Annotated in this window: 17 protein-coding genes; 14 read left to right on the forward strand and 3 right to left on the reverse strand. The window is 41.5% G+C overall.

The annotated features are described in order from the left end of the window. The first annotated feature begins 13 nt into the window (after positions 1-13). From DFP82_RS03195 to DFP82_RS03240, 10 genes are all read left to right on the forward strand, one after another. Positions 14-1,096: a polysaccharide pyruvyl transferase family protein gene (locus tag DFP82_RS03195; protein WP_110922302.1), complete on the forward strand. Its 1,083-nt coding sequence runs from the start codon at positions 14-16 to the stop codon at positions 1,094-1,096. Next, on the forward strand, positions 1,093-2,085 hold the full coding sequence (locus DFP82_RS03200) for a glycosyltransferase family 2 protein (RefSeq protein ID WP_110922303.1): 993 nt from the start codon (positions 1,093-1,095) through the stop codon (positions 2,083-2,085). Before DFP82_RS03195 ends, DFP82_RS03200 begins: the two co-directional genes overlap by 4 nt. Before the next feature lie 65 nt (positions 2,086-2,150). Next, complete coding sequence (locus DFP82_RS03205) at positions 2,151-3,263, forward strand: glycosyltransferase (RefSeq protein WP_245905625.1); 1,113 nt, start codon at positions 2,151-2,153, stop codon at positions 3,261-3,263. A 146-nt stretch (positions 3,264-3,409) separates the two neighbouring features. Further along, positions 3,410-4,450, forward strand: a complete 1,041-nt coding sequence (locus tag DFP82_RS03210) for an EpsG family protein (protein ID WP_110922305.1) — start codon at positions 3,410-3,412, stop codon at positions 4,448-4,450. Then, positions 4,450-5,313, forward strand: coding sequence for a glycosyltransferase family 2 protein (locus DFP82_RS03215; RefSeq protein ID WP_110922306.1), 864 nt, complete (start codon positions 4,450-4,452; stop codon positions 5,311-5,313). The genes DFP82_RS03210 and DFP82_RS03215 overlap by 1 nt, the downstream gene beginning before the upstream one ends. A gap of 31 nt (positions 5,314-5,344) precedes the next feature. Then, the gene (locus tag DFP82_RS03220) at positions 5,345-6,526 is read left to right on the forward strand and encodes a glycosyltransferase (RefSeq protein WP_110922307.1); all 1,182 of its coding nucleotides are present in this window, start codon (positions 5,345-5,347) and stop codon (positions 6,524-6,526) included. Further along, a complete protein-coding gene (locus DFP82_RS03225) occupies positions 6,523-7,146 on the forward strand; it encodes a sugar transferase (RefSeq protein WP_110922308.1) in 624 nt (207 codons plus the stop codon). Before DFP82_RS03220 ends, DFP82_RS03225 begins: the two co-directional genes overlap by 4 nt. Before the next feature lie 102 nt (positions 7,147-7,248). Beyond that, positions 7,249-8,448: a DegT/DnrJ/EryC1/StrS family aminotransferase gene (locus DFP82_RS03230; protein ID WP_110922309.1), complete on the forward strand. Its 1,200-nt coding sequence runs from the start codon at positions 7,249-7,251 to the stop codon at positions 8,446-8,448. A 294-nt stretch (positions 8,449-8,742) separates the two neighbouring features. Next, positions 8,743-9,621, forward strand: coding sequence for a bifunctional methylenetetrahydrofolate dehydrogenase/methenyltetrahydrofolate cyclohydrolase FolD (gene folD / locus DFP82_RS03235; RefSeq protein WP_110922310.1), 879 nt, complete (start codon positions 8,743-8,745; stop codon positions 9,619-9,621). 108 nt (positions 9,622-9,729) lie between these two features. Next, positions 9,730-10,248 (forward strand): phosphate-starvation-inducible protein PsiE, encoded by a 519-nt coding sequence (locus tag DFP82_RS03240; protein WP_110922311.1) that lies wholly within the window; start codon positions 9,730-9,732, stop codon positions 10,246-10,248. A 351-nt stretch (positions 10,249-10,599) separates the two neighbouring features. On the opposite strand, the gene DFP82_RS03245 is transcribed toward DFP82_RS03240, so the two are convergent. The 3 genes from DFP82_RS03245 to DFP82_RS03255 all read right to left on the reverse strand — a co-directional run bounded on the left by DFP82_RS03245 (position 10,600) and on the right by DFP82_RS03255 (position 13,148). Then, positions 10,600-11,001 carry a hypothetical protein gene (locus DFP82_RS03245; protein ID WP_110922312.1) on the reverse strand — a complete coding sequence of 134 codons (402 nt, stop codon included), beginning with the start codon at positions 10,999-11,001 and terminating at the stop codon, positions 10,600-10,602. A gap of 273 nt (positions 11,002-11,274) precedes the next feature. After that, positions 11,275-12,489: a magnesium/cobalt transporter CorA gene (corA, locus tag DFP82_RS03250; protein WP_110922313.1), complete on the reverse strand. Its 1,215-nt coding sequence runs from the start codon at positions 12,487-12,489 to the stop codon at positions 11,275-11,277. Between the two features lie 269 nt (positions 12,490-12,758). After that, on the reverse strand, positions 12,759-13,148 hold the full coding sequence (locus tag DFP82_RS03255; RefSeq protein WP_110922314.1) for a DUF2237 family protein: 390 nt from the start codon (positions 13,146-13,148) through the stop codon (positions 12,759-12,761). Between the two features lie 480 nt (positions 13,149-13,628). Here DFP82_RS03255 and DFP82_RS03260 point away from each other — a divergent pair, with 480 nt between their 5' ends. From DFP82_RS03260 to rlmN, 4 genes are all read left to right on the forward strand, one after another. Then, entirely contained in the window at positions 13,629-14,930 is a 1,302-nt protein-coding gene (locus DFP82_RS03260; protein ID WP_110922315.1) for an ATP phosphoribosyltransferase regulatory subunit, read from the forward strand. Between the two features lie 222 nt (positions 14,931-15,152). After that, positions 15,153-16,442, forward strand: a complete 1,290-nt coding sequence (locus DFP82_RS03265; protein WP_110922316.1) for an adenylosuccinate synthase — start codon at positions 15,153-15,155, stop codon at positions 16,440-16,442. A gap of 434 nt (positions 16,443-16,876) precedes the next feature. Continuing rightward, positions 16,877-17,308, forward strand: coding sequence for a nucleoside-diphosphate kinase (gene ndk, locus DFP82_RS03270; RefSeq protein WP_110922317.1), 432 nt, complete (start codon positions 16,877-16,879; stop codon positions 17,306-17,308). 521 nt (positions 17,309-17,829) lie between these two features. Next, on the forward strand, positions 17,830-19,059 hold the full coding sequence (rlmN, locus tag DFP82_RS03275; protein ID WP_181416233.1) for a dual-specificity RNA methyltransferase RlmN: 1,230 nt from the start codon (positions 17,830-17,832) through the stop codon (positions 19,057-19,059). Positions 19,060-19,390: the final 331 nt, after the last annotated feature.

Raw genomic sequence — 19,390 nt, forward strand, 5'->3', positions numbered from 1 at the left:
GGGAGTGTCAAAAATGAATACTACCGCTATAAAAAAGCTCATACCACTCAGACTAAAAAAATATTTAGCCACCTATATGTGCGCGCGCGATTTACCACTTCCGAGCAGTAATCGATGCTTCATTTTTCTGGCTGCTGACTATGGCAATATTGGTGATATCGCTATCTCTCATGCTCAAAAGCAATATTTGCAACATGTGATGACCGATTATGAGGTGGTCAGTGTTCCTATTAGTCAAACCAGACTGGTGCTCAACTCGATTAAACAGCAAATAAAAGAGAATGATATTGTCACTATTATCGGCGGCGGTAATATGGGTGGCACATATCCTGATATTGAGGAGCTGCGCCAAGTAGTCATTAAGGCGTTTCCTGCGAATCGCATTGTTTGTTTTCCTCAGACATTAGATTGGAGTGATTTTGCTAAGTCTAAGCGTGTATTGCATCGTATCGTAAACGCCTACGCCAAACATCCAGATATACATATTTTTGCTAGAGAGTCGATGACAGCGGCCAAGCTTAGCAAGCTTTTTGCTGAGCATAGCAATGTCCATATTGGTCTTGTGCCAGATATCGTCATGAGTGCAAACGCAGCAGTACTTGGAACGACAGATAAGTTAGCACCTTCAGGTATTTTGCGTTGCTTACGAGATGACAAAGAAGCTGCGCTATCAGGTGAGCAATATGCAATGATAGACAAAGCCTTAGCAGATACTGGCTATCAGATTGAAAAGACAGACACCCATGCTGGCGGCTCTCAATTGGACGAGGCACATTGCTCAAAGTTGCTAACTGACAAGCTTAGCCAGTTTCGTGCTGCAAAGTTGGTGGTGACTGACCGTTTGCATGGCATGATTTTATGTTTGCTATCGGGTACGCCTTGCTTGGTATTACCGAACTCCAATCATAAGATAAGACAGACGCAGTTGGACTGGTTACGCAATCATCCAAGACTCGTATTTTTAGAACTAGATGAGATTTCTGAGATTCCGAAATTCATTGATAGGCTTCTATCACTACCTCACGGTACGATGATTGAGTCACCCGTTCACATCAATGAGTACAATGATTTAAAAAAATCGGTGGCCAGAATATGACCATCGCAGCCGAGCCATTAGTGAGCATTATCGTGCCAGTATATAACGTCGCGTCATATATTGACGCTTGCTTAGCATCTATCAAGCAGCAGACTTATAAAAATATTGAAATTATCGTCGTTGAAGATTGCTCCACTGATGACTCAAAACAAGCACTAACCCCACATCTCACAGATAAGCGCATAAAAGTCATTCAACATAATGAAAACAGTGGTCTTTCTGCTGCTCGTAATACCGGCATTAAATCTGCGATAGGCGAGTATATGATGTTCGTTGATTCTGATGACATTGTAGATACTCGCTTGGTAGCTGCTTGTGTGGATTGTGCTCTCAAAACAAACGCAGAAGTGGTTACGTATGGCTTTACACCGTTCGAAGACGGACTAGAGGATAAAGAGCTACCATACCTAGCTGAAAATATAGTAATTGAGTCAGTCCAAGAAAATCATTCATATTTTGACTTACCGCATTTTGCATGGCTAAAATTTATTCGGTCTAGTGTCGTGCGTTCTGCCTCGCTACATTTCCCAGTGGGTCTATATTACGAGGATTGGCCGTTTCATTGGCATCTCGGTTTATCTGCTAAGGTGAGATATCAACTGCCTATTGATTTTTATCTGTATAGACAGCGAGGCACGTCGATTACAGGTTCAACGGATAAAAAGCTATTAGACCTTTTCGTTATTCACTCAGAAGTCATAACTCTAGTAGAGAGCTATCAAGCGGATAAAGTTAAAAAAATACTCGCCAATAAAATCAGACAAAGTCATTGGAGTATTCTTACCCATATAGATAATGATTATTTAGCAGCTGCATTAGTACAAGCTAAAAAAGCAGATAAAACGCTGCGATTAAAAGGCTATGAGAGCGATTTGGCATTAAGACATCTAATGATCAGCAACATAGTACGTATGCCAAGCCAAGTCGCTTTGTCTATGTTGCAGGTGCTTCGTCAAGCGCTAGATAAAAGAGCAAGAATGAAAGGTTAGTAGACAATAGGTTGAAAATATTTCTGAAAATATGTTTGGCTTTATGTTTCTTGATAGGGAAAAAGATGGCTATTCAGAGAGTGCTGCACATAGTGGGAAAAATGGATCGTGCTGGGGCAGAGACCATGCTCATGAATCTATATCGCCATATGGATCATAATCAGATTCAGTTTGATTTTATTACCTTTACCGATGAGGTCGGTGACTATGATGCTGAGATAAAAGCGTTGGGGGGTAGAATTATACCCATTTTAGCCAGTCATTCATTGACGCGTATGCTAAAGCTTAAACGATTCCTTAAACAACACCCTGACTATCAAATCGTTCATGCTCATATGCTGTTGAACAATGCTTTTCATCTGTTGGCTGCTAAAAGTGCTGGCGTGCCGCATCGCATTTCGCACTCTCATAGCACCAGTAACGGTAAAACCAATATCGTTAAAAAAATATATGAGCAATGGGCATTAATTACCAATCGTACATTGGCTACTAAGAGAATCAGCTGCGGTGACTATGCTGCAAATTACCTATTTGGTACTACAAAGGAGGTGTGGCTACTGCCCAATGCTGTTGATATACAGAAGATGATGACAGTCGCTAACCAATCACGACATTATATCGATCAGGAGTTTGGTGCTAAAGGATTTGGAGATAAAGGGTTAAAAATTATTCAAGCCGGTCGTCTCAATGAGGTTAAAAACCATCAATTTTCTTTAGAAGTCGCTGAGCAGCTAAAAAAACGTCAGATTGACTTTACCTTGTATATCGTTGGACAAGGTCCATTGGCGGCGAGGCTAAAGCAGCAAGTGAAAGACAAATCACTGTGCAGCAATGTCAAGTTTTTGGGGCTGCGTACGGATATTACAGAACTGATGGCCAGCGCAGATTATATGATCATGCCTTCTTTGCATGAAGGGTTTCCGGTTGTATTGGTAGAGAGTCAAACCGTTGGGTTAACAGCGCTGGTCTCTGATCAAGTATCACCTGAAGTGGATTTAGGGCTCGGATTGGTGCAGTTTTTACCTATTCATTCGGCCAAGGAGTGGGTCGATTGTTTATTGAAACCTAAAAACATACGGCCTAATGAAAAAGAAATAACAGAAGCACTAAATCTATATGGATTCAGTGCTGTGACAAACGCGCAAAAATTAACGCAAATGTATTTGAATATGAAATGACAGCTTTTGCTGTTTATCTATAGCAGGTTTAGCGTTATTTAAGTACAAGGAATGAGAGTAAAAGTGCGACACATAATAGGCTGAGCGAGCCTGCAATCATATCTGATTGATATAGAATTGACCATATCCACCTTATCGAGGGTTAAATGCTTCCATACCTGTTGGTTCTTAGCCTTGTTATCTTTTGGATCGTACTGGAGAAAAAATCTCTCAACCGTACGTCTTTTTGGTTGCCGTTAATTATTCTGACTTTATTTGCAGGCGCTCGGAGTTATCGTGTCGGTACAGATACAGGAAACTATACAAGAAATTTTAACAGTCAATTGAATGTCGAGTATTTTAGATTTAACGAAGACATTGAGTTTGGTTATCAAGTTTTAGAGTATGCATTGTTAAGCGTGACAAGCAGCTACTTTTGGCTTTTGACGATTACCAGTTTAATCATTGTGTATTGCTATCTTAAGAGTATTAAGAGATACAGCGTCAACTATTGGTTTTCAGTATTTTTATTCATCACATTAGGTGTTTATACGTTTTTTTTCAACGGATTACGTCAAGGGTTGGCGATGGCAATATTTACATTGGCCGTCCCATATTTATTAGAAAAAAGACTTATCCCATATCTGTTGGTATGTGCGGTCGCCTCATTATTCCACGTTACCGCATTATTTATCATTCCATTTTATTTTATTGTCAACTTAAGGGTAAGACCTGTATATAAAATTTTGGCAACATTTCTAGGATCATTATTGGTGAGTGGCGTACTGGTCTCTTATATTTCTTCTACCAATGATAGGTATGAAAATTATGCAAAAGCTTCTGAAGAAGCAGGCGGGTTTTTAACGCTAGGATTTTATACTGTCCTCATGCTTTTAATTATGCTTGTGAGTTACGTATATAAAATTAAAGATGAAAATTTCCAGAAGCTAATAACGTTTTATGCATCAGGCGTGGTTTTTATCATACCTCTGGCGATGTTGGGTACGAGTCCTTCAGGTCCGCAAAGGTTACTGGCGTATTTTACGTGGACATTAATTTTGATACTGCCTGTGATGTTGAAAAAAATAAATAACATTTATCTTTATATCGCTAGTGTGCTGTTGTTTCTCACTTACTTTATGTTGACGACATCGAGATTTAGTAACTTGAGTCCGTATATTCTCAATCCGATATTTGAGGTTTTCTAATGAAAAATCAGCAGTACATATCCATTGGCATCCCTATTTATAACGCTGAAGCATACTTGGAAGATGCTATAAAGTCGGTATTGGCTCAAACGTATGAGCTATGGGAGTTGATATTAATTGATGATGGCTCTACGGATGGTTCATTAACCATCGCTCGACGTTTTGAGAAAGCCGATAATAGAATAAAAGTCATTTCTGATGGGAAAAACAAAAAACTGCCAACTCGCCTAAATCAGCTCATTGATGAGTCTCAATATGACTATATTGCACGTATGGATGCTGACGACCTCATTCATCCAGACAGACTGACGATTCAAATGGCATTTTTAGAAAATAATACAGATTGTGATCTGGTGTCCACGGGTGTGGTGTCTATTGATAATAATAATAAGGTATATGGCTGTCGCCATGTAGATGGTATTTATACAGAGTTTGATGCAATTGCGCCAGCATACCCTATTGTGCATGCTTCTGTATTGGCAAGAAAGAGTTGGTATGAACGCAATAGATATGATGAGAATTATCCAAGGTCTGAAGATTATGACCTATGGTGTAGAGCCATAACCAATCGAGATTTAAGATTGGCGGTATTGCCAGACTTATTATATTACTATCGAGAAGAGGGTAATTTATCATTAGCAAAAATCATTCGATCATACAAAGATAGCTTCAAGACCTACCGTGAATATAAAGGACGTAGTGGGTTAGGGTCTTTGAAACTCACCGCAAAAATAATAACAGTTAGATTGCTGGACTCTATGGGTTTGTTGCAACGCATAGCCAATAAAAGAAATAAATTAATGATGTCTAATGCACTTAAAACACGTCATCAAGCTGTCGTTGATAGCATCTGTGCTGAGTGAGTTCACTAATGAGAAACAATGAGGTGCTTAAATGAGTTTTAAAATATGCTTTCTTGTGACAGATGCCGTTTCATTTAATGCTCTATACCGCAATCAGCTTGAGTATATGAGGGACAATTCAGATTTTGACATTACGCTAATCTGTGGTGGTAATGAGGAGCAGCTGGATATTTTACGTGCGCGTAATATAGGTAACGTGGTCAATTTAAATTTTCAACGCAAACCGTCTTTATTTGAAGACACTAAGTCACTGGCGCTGTTAACTCGTTATTTTCTATTGAACCGCTTTGATGTGGTGGTTTATCTAACTCCCAAAGCGCTACTATTAGGAAGTATAGCAAGTGCATTTACTTTGCAAAAGAGACGGATTGCTTTCAGTGTGGGTAGAGCTTATGAGAATTTTTCAGGTTTTAAAAAGCGAATATTTCAGAGTTTTGACACATTAAGTTTTGCCTTGTCTCATGACGTTTTATTTGTGTCTGAGTCGCTATTGGATGTATGTCTAAAAGAAAATATTTTAAAAAAGAATAAATCAACTGTCATCGATAACGGCTCATTTAATGGCATAGATATTGATTTGCTTAGTCCTATAGATCAGCAGAAAGAAGATGCATTAAGAGAAAAATATAAAGTGCCTTTAGACTGTTTTTTACTTTGTGTAGTAGGAAGAGTGTGTGAGGATAAAGGTCTAACAGACATTGGTTATATATCTGAAACACTCAAAGAAGAAAATATCCACTTTATCTTTATTGGAGGTTTTGAAGATGATGTGGGGCAAACCGTCGTAGAAAAAATGGTTAAAGACAATAGAGCTGTATATATACCAGCTAACCCAAATGTACACGAGGTTTTTCAGTGTGCTGATTTACATTTATTTTTGAGCTATCGAGAAGGATTTGGCAGTGTGGCGATTGAAGCGGCAAGTTGCGGTGTTCCTACGTTTGCCTATGATGTTGTCGGTGTAAAAGACAGTGTAAAAGAAGGTGTTAGCGGTCAGAAATTTACATTTAAAGATGTGCAAGCGGTGGCAACGGCAATTAGTAATGCCGCTACTGATGAGGGCTTTAAAGATAAATACCCTGAGGCAAGAGACTGGGCCACTGCGAATTTCGAACAAAATAGATTATGGCAAAGTTTTTTAAGCTTTTATTTGCCCAGTGTTGATGATGTTATAAATAACAGCGTAGATGGAAAAAGGCGGGCGGAACAATGATAAAACGACTATTCGATATTGTAGGTGCAACAACTGCTCTAGTAGTACTGTCTCCTGTCTATGTTGCAACTGCCTACAAAGTTAGCAAGAATTTGGGTTCGCCCATCTTGTTCCGTCAGACTCGCCCAGGACTGCATGGTCAGCCGTTTGAGATGGTAAAATTTCGCTCAATGAAAGACAGTGTAGATACAGACGGCCATCTGTTAGAAGATGCTGAGCGGCTCACGGCATTTGGTAAAGCATTACGTAATACCAGTCTGGATGAGTTACCTGAGCTATGGAATGTGATTAAGGGTGACATGAGCTTGGTTGGCCCGCGCCCGTTATTGATGGAGTATCTGCCATTATACAGCGAGGAGCAAGCTCGCCGTCACAAGGTACGCCCAGGTATTACGGGGTATGCACAAATTAACGGTCGTAATGCTATTGGTTGGCAAGAGCGGTTTGAGCTTGATAACTGGTATGTGGTCAATCAATCGCTATGGCTAGATATAAAAATCTTACTTAAAACAGTAAAAAAAGTCATCGTAAAGGATGGTATTAGCGCAGAAGGTGAGGCGACCATGAGCAAGTTTACGGGTAATAACACCAGGGCGTGTCCTAGTAAAAATATGCTTTGATAGATTGAGAACACGCTCTAGCTATTCAATCAAGTCTTTGAGTATTAAAAGTATTATGTAAGAAGTAATAAACCATTAGACATAAGTACCATAGAGGAACATATGCTAAATACCCCTTTTTCACCTTGGCCAAGTTTTACGCAACAAGAAGCCGATGCCGTGAGTCAAGTATTGCTATCCAATAAAGTTAATTATTGGACAGGGCAAGAATGTCGTCAGTTTGAGCAGGAGTTCGCTGATTGGTCAGGTAGCAAGTACGCGATTGCGATGGGTAATGGTACTTTGGCCTTAGATGTGGCCTTGCAAGCGCTTGGAATAGGAGCAGGTGATGAAGTGGTCGTTACGCCGCGTACATTCATCGCTAGTATCTCATCAGTCGTCAATGCAGGTGCTACGCCTATTTTTGCAGAGGTTGATGATGCGACAGGTAATATCACAGCCGACACCATCGCTGCTGTGTTGACTGATAAAACCAAAGGTGTCGTCTGTGTACACTTGGCTGGCTGGCCATGTGATATGGACAACATCATGGCACTCGCAGATGAGTATGGTTTGTATGTCATTGAGGATTGTGCACAAGCTCATGGCGCACAGTATAAAGGCCGTAGTGTTGGGAGTATCGGTCATATTGGTGCGTGGAGCTTCTGTCAAGATAAGATCATGACCACGGGCGGCGAAGGCGGCATGGTCACTACCAATGATGAGCATCTGTGGCGCAAAATGTGGGCGTATAAAGACCATGGTAAGAGTTATGCGGCGGTCTATGAGACTGAGCATGAACCCGGTTATAATTGGCTGCATGAGAGCTTTGGCACCAACTGGCGCATGACTGAGATGCAAGGCGTCATAGGGCGGATTCAATTGGAGAGGATGAGTGACTGGACTGCCAAGCGTACTGCGAATGCCCAAGCGATACTAGATGCGTGTGCTGGTTGGGAGGCACAGGGCTATCTGTCGGTGCCAAGACTAGAGACATCTGCTCAGTTTTCAGACTCTAAACATGCGTACTATAAGCTCTATGTGTATGTGCAACCGGACAATCTACCTGATGATTGGTCTAGAGATATTATTATTCAAAAGATAAATGAGTTAGGCGTGCCTTGTTTTTCTGGATCTGCTTCAGAGGTCTATTTAGAAAAAGCATTTGATGACACAGGGTTACGCCCAGAGACTAGACTACCAGTTGCAAAGCAGTTGGGTGAGACCAGTTTGATGTTTTTGGTTCATCCCACATTGACCACCGCAGAGATAGAGCAGACGGTTCAAGCTATCGACAGCGTGTTTGGTTCAATAGCTAAATGAAGCATTGCTGATATGCATTGGTGTTCCGTACCGAAATGCCAGTCTGATATCAGCTTTATGGTTCATTAAGGTATGGATTTAAAGTCATTAGAGGTTTGTTTATTATAATGGGACACCGCTTAATAGAGTCTTTATAGAAATTTATGAGTATCTAACCTTATGCCATGCTAGGATTTTTGGACGCAGGCAGGTACAATATCACTATCAACCACACCTTGATTAAGGATAAGACAGGCATGCAAGCAATTGCGGCGCTGTCTTTATTTTTTTATCATACCCTCTATTGGAGTTCTTATGTCTATTGCGTCTACTACCCAAGAGTCTGCCACCATTTTAGACGGCAAAGCACTTGCCAAACAAATAGAACAACAACTGCGCACGCGCGTGGATGCCATTAAGGATAAGACGGGACGTACCCCAAGTTTAGCGACCATATTAGTTGGTGATGACCCAGCGTCTGCGACTTATGTACGCATGAAAGGCAATGCCTGTAAGCGTGTGGGTATGGACTCTATACGGGTTGAGATGCCAAGTGTCACCACTACTGAGCAGCTCATGGCAAAGATAGACGAGCTGAATAGCAACCCAGACGTACATGGCATTTTGCTACAGCATCCTGTCCCTGCACATATCGATGAGCGTGCGTGTTTTGAGCAGATTGATTTGGCAAAAGATGTCGATGGCGTGACTTGCCTCGGCTTTGGTCGCATGGCTATGCAGCAATCAGCTTATGGCTCATGTACGCCGCAGGGCATCATGCATTTGCTAGAGCATCACAATATTGAGCTCTCAGGCAAAGAAGCAGTCGTCGTCGGTCGCAGTGCTATCTTAGGTAAACCAATGGCGATGATGCTATTGAACGCTAACTGTACCGTGACCATTTGCCATTCTAGAACTCAGGATTTAGCGTCGCATATTAAGCGCGCTGATATCGTGGTTGGCGCTGTAGGTGTGCCAGAACTAATTAAAGCAGAGTGGATAAAAGCGGGCGCGGTCGTCATCGATGCAGGGTTCCATCCTACTGATAATGGCGGCGTGGGTGATATCGAGCTAGCAGGTGTAGAGAACATCGCTAGTGCTTATACGCCAGTACCTGGTGGTGTGGGTCCAATGACCATCAACACTTTGATTCGTCAGACCGTTGATGCTGCTGAAAAGTCAGCAGGTTTGTAGTTCGATTAAAAAGAGTGTGATAGGAATACTGATTGCCGAAATATAAGGGGCCTGAGGCAATAATAGCTCAGGCTAAATCAACCACATTTCAGTTGATAGGACCTAAACATGGCTAAAAAAAACGTAGGTATTCATGAGCGACTACAGAGTATCGGTAGAGAGTTTGTCGATATTTGCCACTACGTTATCTTATTTCTAATCAGTGTGGTGGTCGTGTGGACCGCAGGCAAAGAGTTCGTTGGCATTGTCCAAAAAGGCTCAGCAGATCTAAAAGATATCTTGATGCTATTTATTTATCTTGAGCTACTGGCCATGATAGGTATTTATTTTAAAACCCATCGTCTGCCCGTACAGTTTTTGATATTTATTGCGATAACTGCCTTATCACGTCACTTGGTGGTCGATGTGCAAGCCGTCTCAGATTACTTCCATTTATGGCTGCTGGCCACCATTTCTGTGGCTATTATGGTATTAAGTGCTTCTATCGTTGTGCTGACATGGACAGCGAGGACATTCGGGCGTCCCGAAGACAATCTCGACCAGCAGCATGCAAACCTAACGGTCAAAGCGCTGCTACCTGATGATGCAAAAGTACCGGATAGTCATACGAAACATCGCCGCGAGTGACATTTTGACTGGCTGATGTGATAAAAAAGGGCTACCAACGGGTAGCCCTTTTTTATTGCTTGCTCAAATTTTAAGCTTCACTTTGAACAATTTAGATATCTTACCTAGATGCTAACTGAGGTCAAGAGCGTTAACTTAGGCATGGTTATCAATCTTCTAATCATGCACCGAACCGCTATCCTCTTCCTAAGCGTTATTATACAACTAACTATTATATAAGGCAGTACCCTACAAGCCATTTGCGGTGACAGTACTTCCTAAATAGGAGATTTCTAGATAAGCGCCTTTTGAATAAGTAGCTTCTAAATTGAGGCTTTCTAAATAGGTGCTTTTTAAATAAGTACCTACTAGTTAGGCACTTTCTAAATAATTATTTTCGACATAAATCGTTTTGGTTGAGCGCATGATATTACCGGCATTGTCTATAGCTTCTAAGAGGATAGTATTGCTACCTGAGGCTAGCAAGATACGATCCTTAAAATACCCTTCAGTATCCACTTCTACAGTGTGTGCTGACTCTTCGTTGAGTGTATAAGTTAGCGATTTAACCCCATTACTGTCTTGCACTTGGCCTGAGACAAATAAGTCTGCAGTCGTACTATAGCCATCCGTAAAGTTACTATCGGTGGTTAATAAAGGCGGAGTCCCATCAATAATAGCGATGGCCATGTCAGAACGATCATCGCTACAAGCTGCAACTACCAAAGCAGTGGCAACGAAAGTCATGGTTCGAATAAGGTGAGATAAGCGCATAAAAAACCTTAATAAGTTCACAGTAGTATCATGTCAAAACATCAGGGGAGCGAAAGGTAGAAGTGCAATCACTACATTGAATAGGCATAGCACGTTTGACGTGGCTCATCATATTTTTGAAATTGAGGTTATATCAATCATGAGACAAGCTTAATAATAATATTGCAAATAGGAAATATTATCAATAATTAAATAAAAAAGCAGCATCATTGGCGATACTGCCTTTCATTTAACTATTGAAAAACCATTAACAACTTTATTGGTAAACGTGTGCTATAACCATTTGAGTCTCTTGAAGTTATAATACAGATAGCCACATAACGAACCAATAATGAGCATGATCACAAGGTATGAATATTGCCAGTGTAGCTCAGGCATAAAGTCAAAATTCATCCCATAGATACCAGCGATGGCTGTCGGCACAGCTAATATACCTGCCCAAGCTGCAAGCTTACGCACCACCTCATTCTGTCCCATATTGACCATGGCCATATAAGTGTTCATGACCACGCTGAGCATTTCATTAAGCCCGTTGATCGCATCTAACGAGTGTAATAGATGGTCATTGACGTCACGAAAGTAGGGCTTTGCCGCTTGAGAGAAGCCTGAGACCAACTCGCTTTTTTTATGATTGATAAAAAAGCTGCAGATGTCTTGTACCGGCAAAATAATGGCACGCATATGTACCAGTTGCGATTTCAGCTCATAAAGGTTTTTTAGCGTGCTCTTGTCAAACTCAGAGGTAAAAACATAGCGCTCTTGCTCACGTAGATATCGGCCCAAGCGATCGGTGACTGGCATATAGTTATCAACGATAAAATCGAGGATGGCATGCAGCACAAATATTGGTCCCATACGCAGCTTTTCAGGTCGACGATTACAATGCTCACGGACAGGTGCGTAGGAGTTTGATGGGCCATTACGAATAGTGATTAGGTAGTTTTTACCCATAAATATCGCTGTCGTACCATAACGAATAACTTTGTCTTCCAGCTTGGCCGTACGCAATACTACAAAGACCATGTCGTTGTCATAATTCTCGACTTTGGCGCGTTGATGATCAGCGAAAGCATCTTCAATCGCCAGTTCATGCAGACCAAACGCTTCTTTGACTTTGACCATAGTCTCTAGGCTAGGATCGTATAAACCCAGCCAAACAAATTGACCGTTGTTACTCAAAGCGCGACTGACATCGTTTAGGGCGACTCTATTAAGTTTTTCGCCCGTCTTACGCGAATAAGCATAGCAATTGACAACCTCATCCTCACTCGACAAGTCAATATCTTCATAGCGCTCAGAATCAGGATCGTAGACCGTCATGGTCTCGATAGTGTCCTCATTCGTTGCATCAGTATCGCCGTAGATATAACTGCCGTTATTGTCTAAATATAAATGTGAGTCATTCATATCGGCATAAAGACGGCTGATATTGGAGTCGGGTGCAATACGTGCTGTTTTTTGAATCAACGGATCATTATTTTTTTCCATACACCCTCCTTTAATAAGTAGTACCAATCCCAAAAAACACGATTAGCTGTGTCAAACTTGTTTAGTCTACAATGCGTAGTACTTGCACTCGTTTTCCTTGCGACTCTAATTTTTGTGAATGGTATAAAAAAATATATCGATACCGCAATTCATGTCACAACTTATGTCACAACTTATGTCACAACTTATGTCACAACTTATGTCACAACTTATGTCACAACTTATGTCACAACTTATGTCACAACTTATGTCACAACTTATGCCACGCTCTAAAGGGCATAGCGCTTTAACGTATCAATATCCACTAAGCTCAATAAACTCTCATGACAGGCTTCGAGTTTGATTTGCGGTGCAATATCGAAGTCTAGTGCTTCAACCCAGCGTAGGGCACAGATACACCAGTAGTCACCAGGTTTGAGGCCCGCAAAATTATATTCAGGGAGCGGCGTAATAAGGTCATTGCCACGACTGGCAGAAAAGTTTAAAAACTCGCTGGTCATCTTGACGCAAACAGTATGCTGACCGACGTCGTGATTGCCAGTATGACAAAAGCCATTGCGATAGTAGCCTGTGATAGGGTCGAAGCAGCAGCTGGCAAGTGCTGTACCTAAAACATTGGTTTGGTTGATGGCTGGGTTTGGGTGATAATCAGATGACATAAGGCTTCCGAGATAAAAGTATGCGTTAGTGTACCATGAGTCTATACTGAGGTCGTTGTTGAAACTCTGCTCAAGATGCTCTTTATTGTATAGAATGATTGTGACGTTTCTGAATCGAACTATTACTTGTGTAAGGTATAGATAATCTTCATGGCTTTAGTGTTGATAAGGCGTAATTAGATAGTGATTGTGGCCAATTGTCACTAGGCGAACCTTAACTGCTATGCTAAACTAAAACCGTAAAGCGCCTTGATTATTTATCGCCGTTTATTGGCGCATAAAGATACTCGTCTTATCATTCTAAATAATACTTATTACTCACCCTTTTGCGGTTACCTAGTTTGTTTATAAATAATTGGGTCAATGATGTTGTGCGTTAAAAATAAAAATGCGTGACGTCAATGCAATTGTAAATATAACCTTTAAGTACCGCATCAGTACCGCGTTTTTGGTAAGCGATACGCCAAACAAGGATTTATTGTGTCTGTCAGTCCTGATTTTGCAAAACCTGCCCCGTCAAATACTACCAATCAAGCAGCGACTCAGCATGCCAACGACGCTGCTGCATCTACGCCGTATCTAAGCCATTTCTCTAGCGATGTTGCCAACAGCTGGCTATTGCCTGATGGTGTGGTCGATGTGCTGTTTGAAGATGCGCATAAGCAAGAAGTGCTTAGACATCAATTGACCAAGCAGCTCATCTCTCATGGCTATCAGCTGGTCAGCCCACCAATGATTGAGTTTACTGAATCGTTGCTAAGTGGTGCCTCAGAAGATTTAAAGCGTCAAACCTTTAAAATCATCGATCAGTTGACAGGCCGATTGATGGGCTTGCGTGCGGATATCACACCACAGATTTTGCGTATTGATGCGCATCATGGTGGTACGGGTATTGCACGTTATTGTTATGCAGGCGATGTGATTCATACTTTGCCATCAGGGCTTTTTGGCTCACGTACGCCTTTGCAGCTCGGTGCTGAGATATTTGGTTGTGCCTCGCTTGCCGCAGATATTGAGCTGATAGATGTGTTATTCACGATGGTGAATACACTGAATATGAGTGCTGCGCTACATATAGACTTGGGTCACGTCGCCATATTTAAGCGTTTAGCAGAGTTGGCTCAATTGTCTGATCATGACACTGAGCAATTGATGCATTTATATGCTAATAAAAACTTGCCAGAGCTCAAGCGTGTCTGTCAGTCATTGCCATTGGGTGATGATTTTTATGCATTGGCACGCTTTGGCCACGATATTACCAATCTATTGGCGAGATTGTCAGAGACTACGCAGCAAGACACGCAAGTTGCGACTGCTATCAATGAATTACAACGTCTAAAAACACATCTGCAAGAGCAGTGGCAGTGCCCTGTGAGTATCGATGTGACGGAATTATCAGGCTATCATTATCACACTGGTATCGTATTCAATGGTTATATCAATAGTGAGACTCAGCCACTGGTACGTGGCGGTCGTTTCGACGGTATGCAAAGCAGTAATCAATTAGCAATCAATCAGCCACGTGAAGCCACCGGTTTTAGTATGGATGTCAGTCGTTTGCTAGCGCACACTCAGCTTGAAGCACCAATTATCGTATTGGTCGACTATGAAGCATTGAGCAGTGCTAGCCAAGAGCAAATGCAGACGCTGTTGCAGCAAGTTGAGAGTTTACGCCAGCAAGGCTATCGCGTCACTATGCCATTAGATATAGCAGATCGCCCAGTTGGCATGACGCATCGCTTGAGCTTTATCGATAATCATTGGCAGTTACAGAATATTTAATCATTAATTTTAATAGTATGACCATTTTTTAACGTTTTTAAAATCAAGATAACGAAAGTTATAGTTGATTCAGTCTAAAAGAGAGTCAAGGTAACCGAGTGCAGAGGTATATGTCATACTTCAAGCGAGGTTAACGCTGCCACTCTTTTATATAGGATTGGCTATATCACCGTTTTAAACCGTTATTGCACACACCTCAATACATAAAGGTAAGGATTGATCATGGGTAAGAATGTCGTAGTTTTGGGTAGCCAATGGGGCGATGAAGGTAAAGGTAAAATCGTTGATTTACTAACCGAAAAAGCCTCAGCAGTCGCGCGCTTTCAAGGCGGCCATAATGCTGGTCACACGTTAGTTGTCGATGGCAAAACCACCGTCCTGCATTTAATCCCATCAGGTATCTTACGTGAAGGCGTTACTTGCTTCATCGGTAACGGCGTCGTATTAGCCCCTGACGCATTGCTAAAAGAGATGAAAGAGCTAGAAGACAACAACGTACCTGTACGTGAGCGTCTGCGCATCTCACCGAATTGCCCACTAATCATGCCATATCACGTAGCGCTTGACCAAGCACGTGAAGCCAAGCGTGGTAGCGGTAAAATCGGTACAACGGGTCGTGGTATCGGCCCTGCGTATGAAGATAAAGTTGCACGCCGTGCCATTAAGCTTGCTGATTTATTCCGTGAAGACTTAGAAGAAAAACTACGTAACCTAATCGAATATCATAACTTCCAACTGACTCAGTATTATAAAGTTGAAGCGATTGATTTTGATGAAACACTTAAGCTTTGTAAAGAATGGAAAGAAGAGATTAAAGGGATGGTTACTGATGTAACTGAAGACCTAAATCAATTGCGTCTCGCTGGTGAAAACCTAATGTTTGAAGGTGCTCAAGGTACGCTACTGGATATCGATCATGGTACTTATCCGTTTGTGACCAGCTCAAGTGTAACTGCGGGTGGCGTGTCTACTGGTACTGGTATCGGTCCATTATATTTAGATTACGTACTTGGTATCACCAAAGCTTACACCACGCGTGTTGGTAGTGGCCCATTCCCAACTGAATTATTCGATGATGTTGGTGCTCATTTGGCCAAAGTCGGTCATGAGTTTGGTGCGACCACTGGTCGTGCGCGTCGCTGTGGTTGGTTCGATGCTGAAGCATTACGCCGTGCCGTGGTATTGAACTCTATGTCAGGTATCTGCTTGACTAAGCTTGACGTATTAGATGGTCTTGAAGAGTTGCTAATCGGTGTGGGTTACAATCTACCTGAGACTGAATGTGCAGGCGCACATGATGCTGAATTCTATGAGTCAGTTACGCCTAAGTACGAAACCATGCAAGGTTGGAGTGAATCAACCGTTGGTGTAACCAACTATGACGACCTACCAGAGAATGCTAAAAAATACATCAAACGTATCGAAGCATTGATTGGTTGCCCTGTTGATATCATCTCAACTGGTCCTGATCGCGAAGAGACTATCGTATTGCGTGACCCATACGATGCGTAAGGATAGTGAACCAACTATGAAGCTGCTACTGTGTCAGACTTGTTTAACGTACTAATTGTACAATTCACATTCGTCTTTCTTGTTTCAGCTTTATATTTGTTACACTCTCAACAAACTAAATAATCGAATGACAAAACCCCAATGCTAAGCATTGGGGTTTTTGCTTTTAGACCGTTTTATGGTTTATGAATAATTTATACATATTAAATAGCATCTATCAAATTTATGGTTATGCAAGGTACGGTCATAAATTAACCCTATCATTTATGGTCTCAATCATTATAATAGGCAGCAATCCTATGTTGGCGCTCAGGTTTTAGATTTGACCAACAATAAGTTAGTCAAGTTTGCCCAAGTCAACATTGTGGTCAAAGATAAAACAAAGCATTTACCATTTTACTTTTATCCAATTTATCATTTATTAGGAGCTTTTCATGGCTAACGAACGTACTTTATCTATCATCAAACCTGACGCAGTTGCTGGCAACCACATCGGTGCTATCTACAGCCGCTTCGAGCAAGCTGGTCTAAAAATTGTTGCTGCTAAAATGATGCAACTTGATGATGAAAAAGCAGGCGGTTTCTACGCTGAGCACGCTGAACGTCCATTTTACAACGACCTAAAATCTTTCATGATGTCAGGTCCAGTATTGGTGTCAGTATTAGAAGGCGAAAACGCCATCGCTAAGCATCGTGAAATCATGGGCGCCACTAACCCTAAAGACGCTGCTGAAGGTACTATCCGTGCTGATTTCGCTAACAGCATCGATGAAAACGCCGTTCATGGTTCAGATTCTGCAGAGTCAGCAGCACGTGAAATCAGCTACTTCTTCAATGAAGAAGACGTTTGTGCACGTACGCGCTAATATAGTAAACCAACTATAAACGATGACGGCATTAGACTTGTTTGCTGTAACTGCTATAATTAGCTAGTTACGATTTACATTCGTCTTATTTGTACTGGTTTTATATTTGATTCACTGTATACGACTGACGTAGCAAATTAGCTGTCAATCAGTCGTGTCGCGAGACGGCTTATATCTTATGGGTATAAGCCGTTTTAGCTATTATAATAATCCTATAGTCAAAGAATTATTAAACTGCTACGGCGTTACCCTCCTTAGATGTACGACTTGTACAATCTGCAGTCGGCTGCCTTGTATCCGCTTTAGAGTTTTGTGACCATATTATTCATTGAAATTCTTAATGACTTGCCTCATTATTAATTTTACGTAGCGTTATCAATCCCTTATCAGCATGTTTTTGTCACTTTGAAAAACCGCGCTCATAACGGATTGCTCATGCACTCATATATTATGTATGTATGACAACATTCATATAAACAATTGCACCGCTTATCTAAGCTTATGCAAAAAGGTTATCTATTATGTCCACTGTTCAGTCACCGATCCAACATATCCCTGCTAAGCTAACAGATAGCATTAAGCTAGTTGATGAAGCGCACGCAAAAACCAATCTGCTAGGAATGACGCAAGCCCAACTTGCAGAGTATTTTAAGAGCATTGGCGAAAAGCCTTTTCGCTCAACGCAGGTGGTTAGATGGATATATCAGCAGGGCGTGACAGATTTTGAGCAAATGACCAATCTGAGCAAATCATTGCGTGATAAATTATCACTCAACGCTTGTGTCATTCCGCCAAAAGTGATTCATCGTCAATATAGCGATGATGGCACGCGTAAATGGGTGTTTGAAGTCACGGGTGGCTCATTGGTTGAGACCGTTCTTATTCCTGCAGATGACAGCAAATTGAACGGCCGTAAGACGTTATGTGTGTCTTCACAAGTGGGCTGTGCGCTGGACTGTAGTTTTTGTAGTACCGGAAAGCAAGGGTTTGAGCGTGACTTAACCGCTGCTGAGATTATCGGTCAGTTGTGGGTGGCCAATGCCTCATATATGACTGACGAAAATGACAGCTTAGAAAACGTCGATCATAGCCTATGGGAAAACAACGTCACCAACGTCGTGATGATGGGCATGGGCGAACCGCTATTGAACTATAAACCAGTGGTTGGCTCAATGGAGCTGATGTTAAGCGATCATGCTTATGGGTTGTCAAAGCGTCGCGTCACATTATCGACTTCAGGCGTCGTGCCTAAGATGTATCAGCTTGCGCAAGATATCGATGTGGCATTGGCTATTTCATTACATGCGCCTAATGACGAGCTGCGTAATGAGTTGGTGCCAATTAATAAAAAGTATCCGCTAGAAGAGCTGATCGCTGCGGCAAAAAACTATGTGTTTGACGTCAATCCACGTCACAAAAAGCACGTCACGATTGAGTATGTAATGCTTGATGGCGTCAATGACAGCAACGAGCATGCTCATCAGTTGGTGACATTATTAGAAGGGCTACCAAGTAAGATTAACTTGATTCCGTTCAATCCGTTCCCGCATGCAAACTATGACAAATCAAGCAACAACCGCATTCACGCGTTTAGCAATATACTGAGCGAAGCAGGTTTTGTTTGTACCATTCGTCAAACTCGCGGTGATGATATTGATGCTGCTTGTGGCCAATTGGTTGGACAAGTGGCAGATCGTACTAGACGCTCAGCCGCATGGCAGCAAAGTATTAAAGACCGTGAAAACGTTTAGTAAAGCCTTAAACGGACAAGTTTAGTATTTAACGGTCTTAGAGCGTGTCATCAATTAATACATTTAGTGGCCTTAAAATGGCTAAATTTTGCTAAACATCATCAGAAATTTTGTCAATATGTTCATATTAACGGCAATTTATTTCTTGTTTATCTGCAATTTTTCTCATTTTAAGCCTCACAATCTAATTGATGACAGACCCTAGAAGATAAGCTGTCTTTTATCTGTCGCAATGGTAATAAAAATGTAGCAATAACAATCAGTATCGATGAGTACAGCAATTAATCACAACTAAATTGTACTTATGGGGGTTAAATCTATTAAACTGATG

This window comes from Psychrobacter fozii, assembly GCF_003217155.1.
GTDB classification, from domain to species: domain Bacteria; phylum Pseudomonadota; class Gammaproteobacteria; order Pseudomonadales; family Moraxellaceae; genus Psychrobacter; species Psychrobacter fozii.